The following is a 17,698-nucleotide window of genomic DNA, read 5'->3' as shown; positions in this document are numbered from 1 at the left end:
AATGCAATTTAGGAGGATTATATTGGCGAATGTAAAAAAGCTAGGTATGATTGTTACTTCTACCGTCTTGTCTTTTGGCATGTTTTCATCGATTGCAAACGCTTCAACTACGAATAATGGACAACCAGAAAAAGTACGGATCCAAGTTGCTTCCACTGACAATGTCATATCGAAAGAACAATTGGTACAAAAGTTTAGAGAAATGTTCCCAAACCAGTTTGATTTCTTAAAGATTAGTGATTTTCAAATGAACAGTTCTCATATTTACCCTGAGGACGAAACGGTGCGGCATGACCTTTATTTCACTAAAATGATTGATGGAAAGCGAGTGTACGGGAATATTGGATTTGTTGGTGAGGACTTGGACATTGAATACTTTTCCTATCAACCTCCTAATGTAAAAGATGCTTTGTTTCCTGCAAAAGTATCTAAAGAAGAAGCAAAGAAAATTGCAGAAGATTTTATGAAAAAATTTCTTGATGGAAAAGACTATCAGTTAGAAACTGACATATACAATTATTATCCGCAGCAAATCTTAACAGAACCGATCCGTTATTCATTTACATTCTCACGAACAAAAAATCAAGTTTCCATCGCTGACCAAAGAATGGATGTGTCCGTATTAGGAAACGGGGAAGTCGTCAGCTTTTACAAGATGTTTTCACAATCTAAAAACTCTACTTTTGCTGATGTTACACATTTAAAAGATAAGAATGACATGGTAAAGCAAGTGAAAGCGAATCTATCCGTAGAGTTGAATTATCAAATTAACTATGATTATCAAACAGGTGATCGAAGTGCAGAGCTCATCTATCGACCAACTGCAAAACTGCAAGGGATAGAAGCGGCAACAGGAAAATGGATGACTGCAGACGGATATACAACTGATCTTCCGGGCAAAACAAAAATTGAAGCAATTACAGAGAAACCTCTTCCGGTAAAACAAGACGGGATTACGGTAGAAGAAGCAAAGAAAATCGCTGAAAAATTTCTTGCCATTGATTCGGATAAAGTAAAGTTAAAAATCGAGTCGATCCATGAAATGGAGAATTACAATGGGCAGGAAGTCATTTACGTTCAATATATGTATCAACATGCGACTGGCGGTTCAGGATCAGGCATAGAGATTAATAAGAAGACAGGGGAAGTTCTTAGCTACTACAATATGAAAGATCATCTACTTACCGAAGTTGGGGAAGATCCTGAAAAAAATAACGCCCTTTCCAAGCAGGAAGCGCTTAAGCAAGCTGTGAAATATGTAAAAGAATGGATCCCTTCCTATCTTCACATGTATGCATTGCCTGTCGATGAGCCTTATTTTGACGATAGATTAGGCACGTATCAATTTGCCTTCCCAAGAATTATGAATGGTATTATCGTTACGGGCGATCAGATTCATGTCGGGGTTGCGGGTGACGGTTCTTTGAATAGTTTAAATGTCAATTATCAAGAGATGGAAAACTGGCCATCCAGCGACAATGTCATTTCAGAACAAGAGGCAAAAAAGATTTTAGAAGAGGCACTTACGCTTAAGCTCACGTATATGAAACATGCTAAAAATGAAAAGGAAAATCACTATGACCTCGTATATTTGCCTGTTTTCAACGATGACCCATTTAGTTATGTAAATGCCAATACCGGGGAATGGAATAACTTATTTAATGGCAAAGATTCAATTACCGTAACACATCCTTCGGCGGAAGAGGAGCTCAATTATCTTATTAACGCCAAAGTGCTGGATGTGAAAGATGCGAACACTTTTAACGGCGATGCTTCCATTTCGAGAGGAGAAGCATTGAACGTGCTTATAAAATCACTCACATATTTCTATCACGGCAGTTATTTTTACGGTCAGGAAAACACAAACCAAACATTTGAAAATATCGATGCGAAACACCCGTTATATCAAGAAATTGAACGTGCGGTTGAAACTGGAATCATCAAAGCGGATAGTAAGGACTTTGATGCCGATGCACCAATTACAAGAGAAGAGCTTTCGGTTTGGATGATCCGTGTAATGGGGCTTGAGAAAGCTGCAAAAGATAGCAGCATCTTTTCGTTAGGCTTTGAAGATGCTGATAAGATAAAATCTGCGAATGTAGGCTATGTAGCGATGGCGAATTCGATGGGCTTATTGCAAGAGGAGCAAAATCGGTTCAACCCTGAACGCGAAGTGACGTATGCGGAGTTGGCGGTGTCGACGATTCGGCTAGCCCATGCAATTGCTGAAAGTGGAAGAGGCATACAATACTATTAACCGATAGACGGTAGTAGTTAATTAATCACCTGTTAGCATCATACCGCATTCACCCCTTGATTGGGAGGAATGCGGTTTTTTCATGTCTCACCAAAATATACAAAATTTTACTTTACATAATAGTATTAAAAAGTTACAATATACATAATTATTGAAAAAATATAGACTTTGTAATTTATAAGAGAGAGATATAAATTACAAAGGGAAATGAACTTAGGAGGGGTATTTTGGCGAAGTTTAAAAAAGCAGGTATAATTCTAACTTCATCTATTTTGTCTATTGGTATGTTTTCATCACTTGCGGATGCTACAACTACAGAGAATGGACAACCAGAAAAAGTACGGATTCAAGTCGCTACTACAGATGTAGTAATCTCGAAAGATGAGTTGATCAAAAAGTTTAGGGAAATATTCCCGAATCAATTTGACTTTTTGACGGCTAATGATTTTCATGTAAGCAGGGCGCATATTTTTCCGGAAGATGAAACAGTGCGACATGATTTAGTTTTTACAAAGACCATTAATGGGAAGCAGATTTACGGTAATATAGGTTTTGTTGGTGAGGAACTGCAGATTGAGAATTTTTCCTATCAACCACCTAATGTGACTGATGCTTTGTTCCCGCCTAAAGTTTCAAAAGACGAAGCAAAGAAAATAGCGGAAGATTTTATGAAAGAATTTCTAGATGGTAAAGACTATCAACTCGAAACGAACACTTTCAACTACTATCCTCAACAGATTTTAACCGAGCCGATTCGTTATTCATTTACTTTTGCGCGTACAGTAAACAAAGTCTCCATTGCTGATCAAAGAATGGAAGTATCTGTTCTAGGCAACGGTGAAATCGTTAGTTTTTATAAGATGTCCCCACAGTCTACACAGTCCACCTATGAAGACATCACAAACATAAAAGATAAAAATGAAATGGTAAAGAAAGTAACAGAAAATCTATCCGTTGATTTGAATTATCAAGTTAACTATGATTATCAAACGGGCGACCGTACTGTAGAGCTGGTCTACCGTCCAACTGCAAAATTCCAAGGCATTGAGGCGTCTACAGGGAAGTGGATGACTGCAAACGGATACACATCGGATGTTCCGGGGGATACAAAAATTGAAATGGTTACAACAGATCCTCTTCCATCAAGACAGGACGGCATTACTGTAGAAGAAGCGAAACAGATTGCGGAACAATTTCTTGCGATTGATTCTGATAAAATAAAATTAAATATCGAGTCCATTCAGGAAATAGAGAACTATAATGGATTGCCGGTTATTTCTGTGCATTATATGTATCGGTACAGAACTGGCGGAAGTGGATCAAGTTTAGAAATCAATAAAAGTACAGGCGAAATTGTCAATTTTCATAATATGAGAGATCACCTACTCTCGGAGTTTGAAGAGGATTCTAAAAAAGAAAACGCCATTTCACAACAAGAGGCACTCAGCCAAGCAGTGAAGTTTCTGAAAGAATGGGTCCCTTCAAATCTGCATAACTATGCAATGCCTGTAGGAGAACCTTATTTCGACGAACGATTAGGTTCGTATCACTTCACATTCCCAAGAATTAAAAATGGCATTATCGTCAATGGCGATCAGCTCAGTGTAGGAATAGCGGCTGACGGTTCTTTAAATAGCCTGAATGTTGATTATCAAGAAATAGAAAACTGGCCATCGAGCGATAACGTGATTTCCATGGAGGATGTAAAGTCAATTTTTGAAGAGGCACTTGACCTTGATCTTACGTATATGAAACATGCTAAAAATGTAAAGGAAAATCATTATGATCTCGTCTACGTGCCTGTATTTAACGAGGAACCATATGGTTATGTAAATGCGCATACAGGGGAATGGAATAACCTCTTTAGCGGCAAAGATTCAATTACCATTTCACATCCTTGGGCAGAAGAAGAGCTAAATTATCTTATTAAAGCCAAGGTGTTGGATGTAAAAGAAGAGAAGAGCTTTAATCCTGATGCTGCCATTTCAAAAGGGGAAGCATTGAAAGTCATTATGAGCTCACTTACTTATTTCTACCGTGGCGGTTATTACCCTGGACAGCAAAACATGAACCAGACGTTTGAAAATATAGATCCTAAACATCCGTTATATCAGGAAATTGAACGTGCGGTTGAATTGGGTATTCTTAAAGCGGATCGTCAGAACTTTGATATCGATTCGCCGATTACAAGAGAAGAACTTTCGGTATGGATGATCCGTGTACTAGGTTTAGAGCAGGCAGCAAAGGATAGCAGCATCTATAAGGTAGATTTTGAAGATGCCAATAAGTTGCAATCTCCGAACATTGGTTATGTAGCTATGGCAAACTCCATTGGCTTAGTAAAAGCGGAGCAAAACCAATTTAATCCAGATCGCGAAGTGACATATGCGGAGTTGGCGGTGTCGACGATACGACTAGCACATGCAATCGCTGAAAGCGGGAGAGGTCTGCGTTATTAAGTAATCTCTATTGACATTAATAAAAACGTCCCATATAATACAATACAATTAATTATCAATAATTAAGCGTTGAGAAGGATATGAATCTTTTTGGAAGCTTAACCAGAGACCAGGACCATGGCTGGAAGTCCTGTAGCGGAAAAGAGGGTTTACCACCTTCGAGCTATCATGGAGGACTGTTTAGCAGGAAACTATGATCGGGAGACCGTTATCATTTGAAGCGTCATGCTTTTTAAGTATGGCGAAATCAGGGTGGCACCACGACCGCATTCGTCCCTTTACAGGGGAAGAATGCGGTCTTTTTTAATTTCATACGAAGCGTTGAGAAGGACATGAATCATTTAGGAAGCTTTACCAGAGAACAGGACCTTGGCTGGAAGTTCTGTAGCGGAAAAATGATTTACCACCTTTAAGCTATCATAGGGGACTGCACTTTGCAGGAAACTATGATCGGGAGACCGTTACCAATTGAGCGCCACGTTTTTTTAAACACGGCGGAATCAGGGTGGTACCACGACCGCATTCGTCCCTTAACTAGGGAGGAATGCGGTTTTTTATTTTATATACACAACATAGGAGGAATAACAATGTCAATACAAATGGATATCGAAAAAAGGAATCATCGTAAATTAGGCCAGGAGCTTGAATTGTTCATGTCGTCAGAGGAAGCGCCAGGCATGCCGTTTTATTTGCCGAAAGGAATGATTGTACGAAATGAGTTGGAACAGTTCTGGAAACGGAAGCATCAGGAGGCGGGGTATGAGGAGATTAAGACGCCGATTATGATGAAGCAGGAGCTTTGGGAGCAATCCGGACATTGGGATCACTATCATGAAAATATGTACTTTTCCGATGTGGATGAACAGCAATATGCATTGAAACCGATGAATTGCCCTGGGGCGATGCTCATATTCAATCATAAACGGAGAAGTTACCGGGAGTTGCCGATCCGTTATGCGGAATTAGGTTTAGTCCATCGTCATGAATTATCCGGCTCATTAAATGGACTATTGCGTGTTCGTGCATTTACACAGGATGATGCGCATCTATTCGTACGGAAAGATCAAATTGAGCGGGAAGTCGATCATGTATTGGATTTGATTGACGATATTTATTCGGAATTCGGTTTCAGTTATGAAGTTGAATTATCGACTAGGCCCGAAAATTATATGGGGTCCGTCGATTTGTGGAATGAAGCGGAACAGTCATTGGAAGAGGTGTTGAAGCAAAGAGGAATGGCCTACCGCATTAATGAAGGGGACGGCGCATTTTATGGTCCGAAAATTGATTTTCACATTTTGGATTCGCTAGGACGAAGCTGGCAATGCGGCACAGTTCAACTGGATTTCCAAATGCCCGAGAAATTCAATTGCCGATACATTAATGAAGAGAATGAACTTGAGTTTCCGATCATTATCCATCGAGCTATTTTCGGTTCAGTTGAGAGATTCCTTGCCATTCTCGTTGAGCATTATGCAGGAGAATTTCCATTGTGGCTTGCACCTGAACAAGTAAGGATCATTCCGATTGCCGATAAGCATGTATCTTACGCTGAAGAAGTGAGGAAAGAGCTTGTGGTAAAGGGATACCGTGTGAAAGTGGATGATCGTGCTGAAAAAATGGGGTTGAAAATTAGAGAATCAGAGAAGCAGAAAGTTCCGTATATGATGATCGTTGGTGATCAGGAGGTTGAAAAGCAAATGGTTTCCGTCCGGAAACGGAAAGAAGGGGATATCGGGCAATTGAACGTAGAGGAAGTGTTTGATGTACTGAAAAAAACTGATGCGTTGACTTTATAAAACAAGGACTAGGCAAATGAACAGCTTAGTCCATTCTATGTTTCATTTCAAAATCGATAGAGCTATAATTAACTATAGTTAGAAAATATAGAATTATGGGGGCTTTAATATGTGGGTACAACGTTTTGTTGAAACAGTACGAGGGACTTTTGAAATTTTTGAAAAAGGGGAAGGCGAGCCATTAGCCGTCACTCATCTATACAGCGAATACGATGAACGGGGAAATGCGTTCGCGAATCCATTTACGGATCATTATCATGTCTATCTTATCAATTTGCGTGGAGCGGGTAAATCGATTGGAGCACAATCAGAAGAGCAATATAGTATGAAAGAATCCGTATTGGATTTGGAAGCGATACGGGAAGCACTCCAATTACCGAAATGGGGATTTGCGGGACATTCGACAGGAGGCATGTTAGCTCTTGTGTATGCTGTCATGAGAGAAGATTCTTTAACGAAAATCATCGCTGGCGGAGCTGCGGCAAGCGTTGAATATAGTGCGGATCCAGGCAGTATTTATTGCAGGGAAAATCCGAACTTCGAACGCATCGTTGACATAATGAATCGACTGGATACTCCGGATGTAGCATTGGAGGAAAGACGAGCTTTAGGCCGTGAATGGAATTTGATGTCTTTTCATTATGAGGAGAAAATGGAGTCGGCTTTTCAGAAGCCGAATAGTGGCAAAACAGTCGGGGATCGATTGACGTATTTCCGAAAAGTGGACTGCAAGACGTATGATGTCAGGGAAGATTTGAAGCAAATCAACTTGCCGGCTTACATATACGCAGGTAAATACGATGCCCAATGCCCGCATAAATTCGGTGTTGAAATAGCAGAGTGCCTTCCAAATGCTCAATTCACCTCGTTTTTACATAGCAATCATTATCCTTTTTTTGAGGAAGAGGAAGAATTTAATCTTTTTGTAAAAAGAACTTTGAATAGTCTAGAGAGCGTTACTGCATCGGGACAGTCAGAGGGAAAAGATGAACTATTTGCATACCATCTCGTCACGAATAAGATATTGGAACTTGGACAGATCATCAACTTTGAGTATGATCAACACAACACATTGTATCGCTTCTTTTTTGAAAAGGAACTAGTGAATTCTCAAGGAGAGGACGCTTTACAGATCTTACAAGGTCACTATACAAGTGACGGCTTACATTTGAATAAGGCAGATGCCGAAGTGGTTAGCAGATATACGGGCCAAACGATCAGAGCCATTAGAGAAGTAATAACAGAAATGGTGAGATTACAAGAGTATCCCCATTATCCTTCCAGATTATCGTGCTTATACGCTGCCAAAACATACGCTGACGCATTAAAGTGGAAAGAATTGTTCGACTCCTATAATCGAAACGTTTTACAGATTGTTAAATTGCGAGTGAAAGGAAGTTGCTTTGAAGGGGATGCCAACCTTCTGCCAAAAGAAGATGGCGTGCCTTTCGCTCGAAAAATTGCCCAAGCAAAAGAATATTGGAAGGGCAATGTGATTAGTGAACTTCCCGAGCTATTGATTAATGGGGAAATTGAGGTTGTAGAAATCATTGATGATTTTTCATAAAGATCTATTATTACTTTTATCCGTATCAAGTTACACAAACAGCAATATTCCTTCCTCTTTTGTATAATGGTCAACAGAGGTGATGAAAGTGTCAGTGTTTGTCAGCGAAAAAGAAGTGGAGATCCGTTATGCGGAGACGGACCAGATGGGCGTTGTCTATCATGCCAATTACTTAGTATGGATGGAAATTGGCCGAACGAGCCTTATTCAAGATCTAGGCTTTACATACGCCGGTCTCGAGGCCGAAGGATATCTTTCCCCTGTTATTGACTTATCCATTCAATATAAGGCGGCCATGAGATATGGGCAAAAAGCAACCGTTCGTACTTGGGTAGAGTCCCATGGGAAACTACGGACTGTATACGGCTACGAAATCCTTCATGAGGATGGGACCGTCGCGGCAACCGCCACTTCCGAACATATTTTAGTGAAAAAGGACAGTTTTAGACCGGTTTCATTGCGGAAAATCGATCCTGAATGGGATGCCAAATATATGGAAATCTGCCGGGTGACAGACTGATGGCGTTCGGTATTAATCGCGCCGAATTGAAAGCGTGGAAAGAAGCGGTCCTAGCTGGAGAAATCGCTTTTCTCACCCACTATTGGCTCGATGATCGTTTCCCGGGCTGTAAAACGGTAACGAAGGCGGGTTGTACAGATCTTGCTAAATTAATCGAATGGGGAAAAAGATACGGGTTGAAGCCTGAATGGATTGACCATCGTGAAGATTATCCTCACTTCGATCTTTTCGGCAAAACAGAGTTGCAAGCATTGCTTGATGCTGGTTTGATGGAGCAAATAAATCGATTCAACCTATTGGATGAGCATGAGGGATAGCCCTTCATGCTTATTTTATTTGCCTAAAGCATGATTGTATATTCGCATACAATTGAAAGAAGAGGATTGTCTTCATGGAAGGATGAAATAATGGGGGCAATTGTGTTTATCGGATCATCTACAACAGGTTCGAGCATGGACGCATTAGAGGCTGCTGGTCGGTTAGGGCATGCGGTGATTTTGATAACGAACCGAAAATCATTTTTACGAAGACAGCTTGAAGACGTTCAACTCATCTATATGCAAACATTGGAAGAAGATATAGTTCGGAAGCGCATTGTCGAAATCATACATTCAGGTCTCGACATTAAAGCAATCATCAGCTTTGTAGACCCATATGTTTCCACGGCTGCGAAACTTTCCAATGAATTTTGTGGTTCTGCCATTTCCTATAGGGCATTGCAGTTAATGGAGGATAAAATGACGACTCGTCTTGCATTGAAAAACAATCGCGCCTCATGCCATTTTGAAATAATCTCTACAGAAAAAACTAAACGACCTACTATGAAATATCCTTTCATTATAAAAAATCCGTTTTCTAACGGGTCAAAAGATGTTTATTTCATTGAAAATGAAAAGAGTTATGAACTAGCTGTAAAGAGACTAACAAATCGATTACCAGGCAGGCAGCTTCTTGCTGAAGAATTCATAGAAGGACCTCAATATATTATCGAAGTCGTCGTCGTAAAAGCTACTCCGATTATCGTTGCCATTATTCAGCAGGAGATCAGTCATAATTACTCATTTATTGTCACTGCGTACGATGTTGTTACGACGATGGATGAAGCGGATTATAGATGTTTATGGAGGACGGTCAATAGCATTGTTCAAGAAGTAGGCCTTCATCATGGGGCATGCCATTTTGAGATGCGTCTTTCTCAAGATGGTTGGAAACTGATAGAACTGAATCCCCGAATTTCAGGCGGTGCGATGAATCGCATGATTGAAGAAGCTTTTCGTATAAATCTCGTTCAAGAAACGATCCAACTTTATGTTGGGGAAGAGCCGAATTTAATAAGAAGGAAACAGATGTCTGTCCACACCACTTATATAACGGTCAACAGTACAGGATATTTATTAGCGATTGATGGAGTCGAACATGCCGCTCTATGCACGGGAATTGTAGATGTCCAAGTGAAACCGTCGATTGGTTCAAGCTTAATGCCGCCATTGTCAATGGGAAATCGATATGGTTATGTGATGGCGGTTGGCGAGTCTTCAGAAGTGGCAAAGGAACGAGCAGAACACGCGGTCAAGTTAATCAAATTCTATTTGGAACCTTTTTAAAGGATGGAAAAAAGGAGGGGTTCAGTTGAAACGGTGCAACTTATGCGAAGAGATGAAAGATTTATGGAAAGAGCAACAATCACTTGCGGAATTCGGCAAAGGATTTCGTTTCATTTATATGTCTGAATCGAAAGACACAATCCCCTTCATGCTGCACACGAAGCAATCCACCCCTTTCACCGCAATGACGAACGGATACAACACGCCCTATTTTAGATTGGAAAAAATTATTGTAGAAACTTGCATTGCGCAATTATCGTTACTCCAACCAGTCGATTTGAAAGGTCACCCTCCTCTTACTGAAGAGCATCTCTATGCGTTTAAAAAAACTTCCGATTTCATCTTCGTAAAACTTTGCAGCTTCAGAGAAATCATCCCGCTATCTCACGAACTTGTAGATCGTCCATTGCCGATTATCGAGTCGAAATCCTAGTATAGGAAAACAAAATCTATCACATGTAAGCTCTTGTCCTTATCACTTCATATGCGCATGAATGTACTAGAGAGAACCGTCAATACGAGTAAAGGGGGATTTTAATGACGATTATAGGCATGCTGCATCATCGGAAGGATCCGGAAACGGTCATGAAAGCATATGCATTTGCATCGGTAGCGCAAGCGGAAGGAGCGACATTTTACTATTTCTCGCCCGGGGAAGTGAACTTTTTGAATCGTACAATCAAGGGACAAGTGTACGAAAAAGGTGAATGGAAATCGAAAGTCATGCCATTTCCTAATGTCATTTACAATGCGGGGAGTCCAGAGAAATTATCGAAGTCGAAAGAGATAATCGATAAATTGAGAAAAGAAATACCTTTTACAACATATTCTATCGGCAATAAATGGAGTGTCAGCCGCCGATTGAAAGAAGCAAAAGATTTTGCTAGCTATTTAATACCTACTGAAGTCGTGAAGAATGCTGATCATTTTTTCAAATTTATAACCGCCTTTGAAAAAGTAGTATTCAAACCGATCGATGGACGGAAAGGAAAAGGGATTTTTTTTATTGTGCAAGAAGGAGGACGTTTCACTGTCAAAGGAGAAGGTACGAACAGGACGTACGGAAAATCACAATTAAATGGATTCATCAAACAGAAATTATCGAAAGAGACATTCATCGTCCAACCGTACATTCAATCGGTGACGAAGACAGGGCAAGTTTTTGACTTCAGACTACATGTTCAAAAAGATGGCAATGGCGAATGGGTCATTACAACAATTTATCCACGGATCGCACCTCAAGGTTCCATTATTGCGAACATCAATAGTGGCGGCTACACGAACTATTTAGATCCTTTTTTGGAGCATGAATTCAAAGACGAGGCATTCAACATTCGAAAGAAACTGGAGTTCTTTTCATTATCGTTAGCAAAGCACTTGGATGAATTGCAAATGGAGAAATTCGGTGAAATGATCGATGAAATAGGAGTCGACGTCGGTATGGATGAACAACGGAAGCTATGGATCTATGAAGTGAACTGGCGTCCGGGCTGTCCACCGGCATTTTATTTGGAGTTGGACGTTGTCAAAAACACAATTAAGTATGCTATGTATTTGGCTAAAAACCAAAAAGCGATCCAGCTGAAAATCAAGGAAGCAAAGCAGAAAAAAGCTGCCAAAGCTATAGAAACGCCAATCATCGCCATTACCGGAAGCGCGGGAAAAACAACGACGAAAGCATTCCTATCATCCATCCTATCAAAGAAATGGAATGTCTTCGAATCGAAAGATTATTGGAATACGACGGAACATACGAAAAAGCATGCTGCAGAGATCAATTCCTCCCATCAGGCAGTTGTCTTAGAATACGGCATGGCCTATCCGGGTGTTATTACCGAGCATTGCCGGATCATCCAGCCCAATATGTCGATAGTGACGAATGTTGGATTGGCGCATGTCGGAAACTTCAACGGAGATCCAAGGGGAGTTGCAAAAGCAAAGTCCGAATTAATTCATGGAATGGATCAATATGGAGTGCTCTGCCTCAATCGTGACAACGACAATTCACGATTTTTGGAAACCCAGAATTTCAAAGGAAAGACTATTACGATCGGTATTCAAAGGCAAGCGGATTATCGTGCATATGATGTCCAATACACGGACCAAGGCATGAGCTTTAAATTGAAGCTTCGCAATGAGGAAGTAGAGTTGTTCATCCCAATTTTCGGTGAACATCATGTGTATAACGCATTATCAGCAATTGCGATAGCGGACCAATTAGGATTTTCACCAATGGAAATTAAAACAGGTCTCATTTTCAAAAAACCGCCACGCCGATTAACAATCTATAATTGCAAAGATAATATTACCATGATTGACGACACCGTCCACTCCCATCCAGAAGGGGTCCGAGCAGCAATCGACGTACTTGTCAATCTTGCGAAACATAGAAAGATCGCCATCATTGGCCAAATGAGGGAACTTGGTGATATACGGGAAAAGGAATATCGGAAACTCGGAGAATATATTAAGCAGCAGGGGATTGATGTGTTAATCACTTACGGTTTCCGTACGGAGGAAATCGGTGCCCAAGCTTTAAAAAGAGGAATGGCTGCAGATAAGATTTTTCATTTCACGGATCGCGAGAAGCTGCATGCCTTGCTGTCAAAACTGATTGAAAAAGATGATACTATCCTTATTAAAGGAGCCAGTAAAACAAATATGTTTGAAACCGTGAAATTCATCGATCAAAACTATAGTTGAACGAAAGAAAGGACTCCGTTTTTGCAGGAGTCCTTTCTTCTATTGTTGTAAGTGAAATTTTATTTGTTCAGCAGCCTTTTTCGCCAATGCTTTTGCAGTTTCCATCGTTCCACCCTTAGCAATTACGTATGCGTATCGGTGACCCATTGACAGTGGCGGCATGAGTTGTGTCCCTTTTTTCGGCTTCACATAAACTTCCACGACACCAGGGGAATTTCTTGCCCTTTTTTTACCAGTCACTTTTTCCAAAATCCCTTTTTGATCGATAATGACATACTGAGTGAATACAAAATATCGATGCTTTTGGATTAATGAAGGTTTTTCTCCTAAATATAATTTTAACGTTTCTTCGACTAAGTCGAAACCGAAAGCAGCTTTCAACATATTGTTCATTGCCCCGCCTGAAATCCTTGGATTGATTTCTATAAGACGCCATCCATTTTCCGTCAATCGCATTTCAACATGCATCGCTCCATTTCGGATGTCAAATTGCTCGACGATGGATTCAAGCACTTTCATAATGCTATCGTTTAATGGCTTCGGCACAATCGCAAATACGCCATACCCAGTTACGATAAAACGCTTGCCATACGTGATTTCCTGTTGAATGACACCTGCAATATGAATTTTCTTTTCATGGACAATTGCTTCTACTAGATATTGATCTCCCTCGACGAATTCCTCTATAATAATCGATTCCAATGGATCCTTTTCTTTCAATTTTCGAATGTGACGCTTCAGCTGCTCCAAGTCGGCAGCTTGTAAAACATCTTTTGACCCCGTTGATGAAGCTGATTTCACTATTAAGGGGAAATCAGGCAAGGTTTCTAATAATGCTGGATCCAACGTCGCGTTAGGGGTTATTGTTATATGTTTAGGTGAATAGGGCAGCCCGCTTAATGAAGCCCTTGTCCCTGCTTTGTTTTCCATAATGTCTACCGCTTTTGAAGATGTACCGTTCGGACAGAACTCCTCACATAGTTTCAAAGCACGACCAACATTCGAATCGACAAAACTGGCGATCGTCATAATCTCATTTCCTTTAGTTTTTAAAGAACGGATCTCTTTTTGCATCGCAGCCAGATTAGTCGTGTCGACGAATATCATTTCATGGACGTCTACATATTCATTTCGTTGCTTAATTTGCTTTTCATTATTTGTAAATAGCACTGTATAATAGCCGAGACGTTCGGCAGCCCTGATTGCTTCTCTACTCGAACCCGATTTATTTGTACCAATAAAGATGATCGTTTTCAACAAGTCCACTCCTTCATATAAGACAACTCTATATAGGTTATGACCGAATAGTTTATGTACATGGTTATACATCTATAGGTCAGTAACTATCGTCGATTTCTTATACGCAGGTTTTTCGTACAGGCTCTTCAATAGGAGGGGCATACAATAGAAAAGGGGGAAGGGAGTGAACTACATGAAACCTCTCACGACAGGATATATCCGCAAAATCATAAGTGGTAAATTGATGCACGGAAGAGATGATCTGCTTATACAACACGGAGCTTACCGATTAAAACAAGTAAGGCATACCCATACGATATTATTTTTGAGTAGAAAAATTGTCAGATGGGAAAGGCTGCAGCCTTTTTATCCGATAGCAATCGTGACAGACCGGGATTTGGAAGTAAGCGGAAGAACCGAGGATGTAACAGTCATTAAAGTTGAAAATCTAGAAGAATCTTATTGGAAGTTCATCAACAACTACCGAGCCTCTATCAATATACCTGTCATCGCCGTAACAGGGACTTCCGGGAAAACGACGACAAAGGAAATGATTCGGCATCTATTATCTTTTAGTCGTAAAGTCGCTCATACAAACAGTACAAATAATTCACGCACCGCACATTTGTCCTATTTGCTCGGAATGGATGACACGACAGAAGCAGCTGTGTTTGAAACGGCGGTCGGCGCACCGGGGGATATTACAAATGCAGCAGCCTATTTGAAACCGACAATCGGGATTATCACAAACATCGGCGAACATCACCTTAATTACTGTAAAACCTTAGAAGGCTATATCGCTGCAAAAGGAGAAATGTGCAACGCCCTACAACCAGATGGAACTCTCATTATTAATGCGGATGATCGAAATACGAAGAAATTAGATTTGAAAAGCTTCAATGGAAAGATTATAACAATCGGCATCCATTCTAAATGCGATTTCAAAGCAAGTGATGTATGCTTTTCATCCGAAGGCATGTATATGACGCTCGAACATCTGCAAAAGAAATACAGAATGCTCGTGCCAGGTCTCGGTGAACACCAGATTTACAATGCACTGGCGGCCATTGCATCAGCCCACCAAATAGGCATGGGGCTTGCCGAAATCGCGGTCCGGATGAGGACTTTTCAGACGCTCAATAAACAATTGCAGCTAGTGGATGGGATTAATGGTGCAACGATCATCGATGATACATGGAGCATTACTACGACTTCATTGCAGGCGGCATTAAATGTGTTGCAGGCAGTAGAACCCTCTAAAAAGAAAATTGCTGTCATTGGAACAATAACCGACCTTGGTTCTTGGGGATATGCGATTCATGAAAGAGCAGGCGAAATTATCGCAGAAAGCAAAATCGATATGCTTCTTACTATTGGTAAGCATGCAAAAATAATGGCAGATACCGTCTCTAAAAAGGGAGTCGCAATGGAAGTCCATTCATTCAATAATCATATTCTCGCATTTGAATTATTAAAAAAAGCGGCAACAGAGGATTCACTTGTGCTCGTTAAGGGTGATATGTTCAGTGAAGCAATTAAAAAACTCTCTACCCTATTAAGAAAAAAGAATATGCGGGCGGATAGGAAAATTGATAGGCCATCTACTTGAATCGATCTATTCGAAAATATTTTAACTACCCGATTTGGGACAAACACCAAGCCGTCTCCTTTCATTTATCAATATAGTAGAAGTAGTTCAAATAGAAAGGAGGGATAGCATTATGGGTATGGAATGTCCTTGTGGTGTAATAGTCAACGCGGTCTCGAGAAGGAATAATGTTCGTTTCAATGGACAAATGGGCACTGTAAAAGGGAATTTGACGTACATGGCGAACGTATGTGCAACGAGACTTGAATCGTCAACATTGTCCTTAGAGTTCGTTGACACTGAAACGATGGGAGGTGTGAACAGCTTCACGTTTAAGGCTAATTCAATCACTTCCGTAGATTGTGACAGAGAAGGTCAAAACTGTGAAGTGACCGTCACCGGAACGGGACTTATTAACGGTGTACAGTTTCCATTCACAGCTGAATTCAGAGACCAAGTCGCCTCGGCGAACGTAGACATCGTACAAAGTTTCGTCATAACTGGTTTCTTCAATCAAAATGGTGCAGCTCCGGTTGCACAAGGTTCAATAATGGCACTCGGCTGCAATGATGATTGATTGATAATCCTTGGACTCCCGATCTCGGTCGGGGGTTCCAGCTCTTTCAGATAAACGTAAAAGGAGGGTAGTCTGTGAAGGGGATTCGGGGTCGTTATGGTCAACAAGAAGTGTTGGAATCAGAATCTAATTTATCAATGCATCTGTTGGAAACAAAGCTATTTTCTGAAGAGGTGTTCTACAGTTTTCTCGCCACTCACAATTACTTCATTATCAAACCGATAATAGGGGCGCAAGAAGTCCTCATTTCAGTAACTGATGCGATTGAATTGAAAACAGGAGATCAAGTTTTACGTTTTAGTAACAAAGAGGAAATATACGATTATTTACGCGAACAAGTTTGCATAAAAAAATTTTACATTATTCAAGCTATCCCAATGAATCCTTCCACTCTCTGCCTATGCCGTTTCACCCTTCACAGAAAATCCCCTGAAGCCGTCTGGAAAATCGTCCATAGTACTTCTGTAAATGATAACTGCGTTCAAGATTCACTGTTTTTCAAATGGAAGTTAAATAATTTCTTGCTAAATACAGCAAAACGTTTAGGCGCAGCTTATTCAAGCTGCCAAACAATCGTTGTAGAAATTGCTAAATATGGAGCCGAAAAGTTTTGGCTTACTGATGCAGTTTTACATGAACGCAATAGTAAATGGAGTCAATACCATTCACTTCATCAAAAAAAGTCTTTACGACCATTCTTGCCAGCTACTGAACTATGCACAAAACAGACATTGCTTTTCTATTTGAACACCTACCCAGAGGTGATCATCAAGCCATGTGTAGGGCAACAAGGGAGAGGAATCGTAAAATTATCGATAACAGAAGATATGACTTTCGAGGTGCATGAGAAGCAAAACAAAACATTCAAAGATGATTTTGATCAACTTTACAAATATATATATGAACTATATCTATCAAAAAAAGATTATATTGTTCAACAGCGCATTTCGCTTACAGAAATCAATGGAAATCCATTTGATGTGCGGGTCATCACTCAATTCGATGAAGGCAAATGGATTGTTTCAGGGACGGTTGTGAAAGTGGCGGCGAAAGATTATTTTGTCTCAAACCGGGCAAGTAAATTGCTAACATTAGAAAATGCATTATCCAAAGTGGAAAGTGATATTTCAGTTGAACGATGTGCTAAATGGATTGAAACAGTTTGCAAAAGGGCGTCTAAAAGCCTTTGTAAAAATAATCGAGGACTTTCGATTATCGGATTTGACATTGGAATCGATAGCAAAGGGGCGGTATGGGTGATTGAAGGGAATTATGCTCCTTCTCTATCTATGCTTTACATGTTTGGCAACAATGAAATCCATGAAAAGGTTTCTTACTATATAAGGAAACATAAAAAGAGTGACTGATCGAAATTCAATGGAAGG

Annotated in this window: 13 protein-coding genes and 1 pseudogene; 13 read left to right on the top strand and 1 reads right to left on the bottom strand. The window is 40.3% G+C overall.

All coding sequences use genetic code 11. From position 1 onward, the window contains the following. Positions 1-22 precede the first annotated feature (22 nt). The 10 genes and pseudogenes from ACR65H_RS06095 (at position 23) to ACR65H_RS06050 (ending at position 12,909) form a co-directional block, all read left to right on the top strand. The gene (locus ACR65H_RS06095; RefSeq protein WP_440499276.1) at positions 23-2,257 is read left to right on the top strand and encodes a YcdB/YcdC domain-containing protein; all 2,235 of its coding nucleotides are present in this window, start codon (positions 23-25) and stop codon (positions 2,255-2,257) included. 227 nt (positions 2,258-2,484) lie between these two features. Beyond that, entirely contained in the window at positions 2,485-4,716 is a 2,232-nt protein-coding gene (locus tag ACR65H_RS06090) for a PepSY1/2 domain-containing protein (protein ID WP_440499275.1), read from the top strand. 587 nt (positions 4,717-5,303) lie between these two features. Continuing rightward, complete coding sequence (thrS, locus tag ACR65H_RS06085) at positions 5,304-6,515, top strand: threonine--tRNA ligase (RefSeq protein WP_440499274.1); 1,212 nt, start codon at positions 5,304-5,306, stop codon at positions 6,513-6,515. 109 nt (positions 6,516-6,624) lie between these two features. After that, positions 6,625-7,455 (top strand): annotated as a pseudogene (locus ACR65H_RS06080) (alpha/beta fold hydrolase); the annotation flags it as partial. Further along, positions 7,453-8,082 carry a DUF2441 domain-containing protein gene (locus ACR65H_RS06075; protein WP_440499647.1) on the top strand — a complete coding sequence of 210 codons (630 nt, stop codon included), beginning with the start codon at positions 7,453-7,455 and terminating at the stop codon, positions 8,080-8,082. The pseudogene ACR65H_RS06080 and the gene ACR65H_RS06075, both read left to right, overlap by 3 nt. Before the next feature lie 94 nt (positions 8,083-8,176). After that, a complete protein-coding gene (locus tag ACR65H_RS06070; RefSeq protein ID WP_440499646.1) occupies positions 8,177-8,602 on the top strand; it encodes an acyl-CoA thioesterase in 426 nt (141 codons plus the stop codon). Continuing rightward, on the top strand, positions 8,602-8,919 hold the full coding sequence (locus tag ACR65H_RS06065) for a hypothetical protein (protein ID WP_440499273.1): 318 nt from the start codon (positions 8,602-8,604) through the stop codon (positions 8,917-8,919). The genes ACR65H_RS06070 and ACR65H_RS06065 overlap by 1 nt, the downstream gene beginning before the upstream one ends. Positions 8,920-8,985: 66 nt before the next feature. Continuing rightward, positions 8,986-10,206, top strand: coding sequence for an ATP-grasp domain-containing protein (locus ACR65H_RS06060; RefSeq protein WP_440499272.1), 1,221 nt, complete (start codon positions 8,986-8,988; stop codon positions 10,204-10,206). Positions 10,207-10,231: 25 nt separating this feature from the next. Beyond that, positions 10,232-10,639, top strand: coding sequence for a CotY/CotZ family spore coat protein (locus tag ACR65H_RS06055; RefSeq protein WP_440499271.1), 408 nt, complete (start codon positions 10,232-10,234; stop codon positions 10,637-10,639). 104 nt (positions 10,640-10,743) lie between these two features. Beyond that, positions 10,744-12,909: a YheC/YheD family protein gene (locus ACR65H_RS06050; RefSeq protein ID WP_440499270.1), complete on the top strand. Its 2,166-nt coding sequence runs from the start codon at positions 10,744-10,746 to the stop codon at positions 12,907-12,909. A gap of 39 nt (positions 12,910-12,948) precedes the next feature. On the opposite strand, the gene ACR65H_RS06045 is transcribed toward ACR65H_RS06050, so the two are convergent. Further along, positions 12,949-14,166: an ATP-grasp domain-containing protein gene (locus ACR65H_RS06045; RefSeq protein WP_440499269.1), complete on the bottom strand. Its 1,218-nt coding sequence runs from the start codon at positions 14,164-14,166 to the stop codon at positions 12,949-12,951. Between the two features lie 175 nt (positions 14,167-14,341). Here ACR65H_RS06045 and ACR65H_RS06040 point away from each other — a divergent pair, with 175 nt between their 5' ends. The 3 genes from ACR65H_RS06040 (at position 14,342) to ACR65H_RS06030 (ending at position 17,680) form a co-directional block, all read left to right on the top strand. Next, positions 14,342-15,757 (top strand): Mur ligase family protein, encoded by a 1,416-nt coding sequence (locus tag ACR65H_RS06040; protein WP_440499645.1) that lies wholly within the window; start codon positions 14,342-14,344, stop codon positions 15,755-15,757. Between the two features lie 112 nt (positions 15,758-15,869). Next, positions 15,870-16,313, top strand: a complete 444-nt coding sequence (locus ACR65H_RS06035; protein WP_440499268.1) for a hypothetical protein — start codon at positions 15,870-15,872, stop codon at positions 16,311-16,313. A gap of 74 nt (positions 16,314-16,387) precedes the next feature. Beyond that, on the top strand, positions 16,388-17,680 hold the full coding sequence (locus ACR65H_RS06030; RefSeq protein WP_440499267.1) for a YheC/YheD family protein: 1,293 nt from the start codon (positions 16,388-16,390) through the stop codon (positions 17,678-17,680). The last annotated feature ends 18 nt before the right edge of the window (positions 17,681-17,698 follow it).

The sequence above is a fragment of the Sporosarcina sp. SAFN-015 genome (assembly GCF_059415085.1).
This window is presented reverse-complemented; position numbering and strand designations above follow the sequence as displayed.

Excerpts from the sequence above, each read along its gene's own strand:
- ACR65H_RS06050 (WP_440499270.1), top strand. The coding sequence starts at position 10,744 with ATGACGATTATAGGCATGCTGCATCATCGGAAGGATCCGGAAACGGTC.
- thrS (WP_440499274.1), top strand. The coding sequence starts at position 5,304 with ATGTCAATACAAATGGATATCGAAAAAAGGAATCATCGTAAATTAGGC.
- ACR65H_RS06065 (WP_440499273.1), top strand. The coding sequence starts at position 8,602 with ATGGCGTTCGGTATTAATCGCGCCGAATTGAAAGCGTGGAAAGAAGCG.
- ACR65H_RS06035 (WP_440499268.1), top strand. The coding sequence starts at position 15,870 with ATGGGTATGGAATGTCCTTGTGGTGTAATAGTCAACGCGGTCTCGAGA.
- ACR65H_RS06040 (WP_440499645.1), top strand. The coding sequence starts at position 14,342 with ATGAAACCTCTCACGACAGGATATATCCGCAAAATCATAAGTGGTAAA.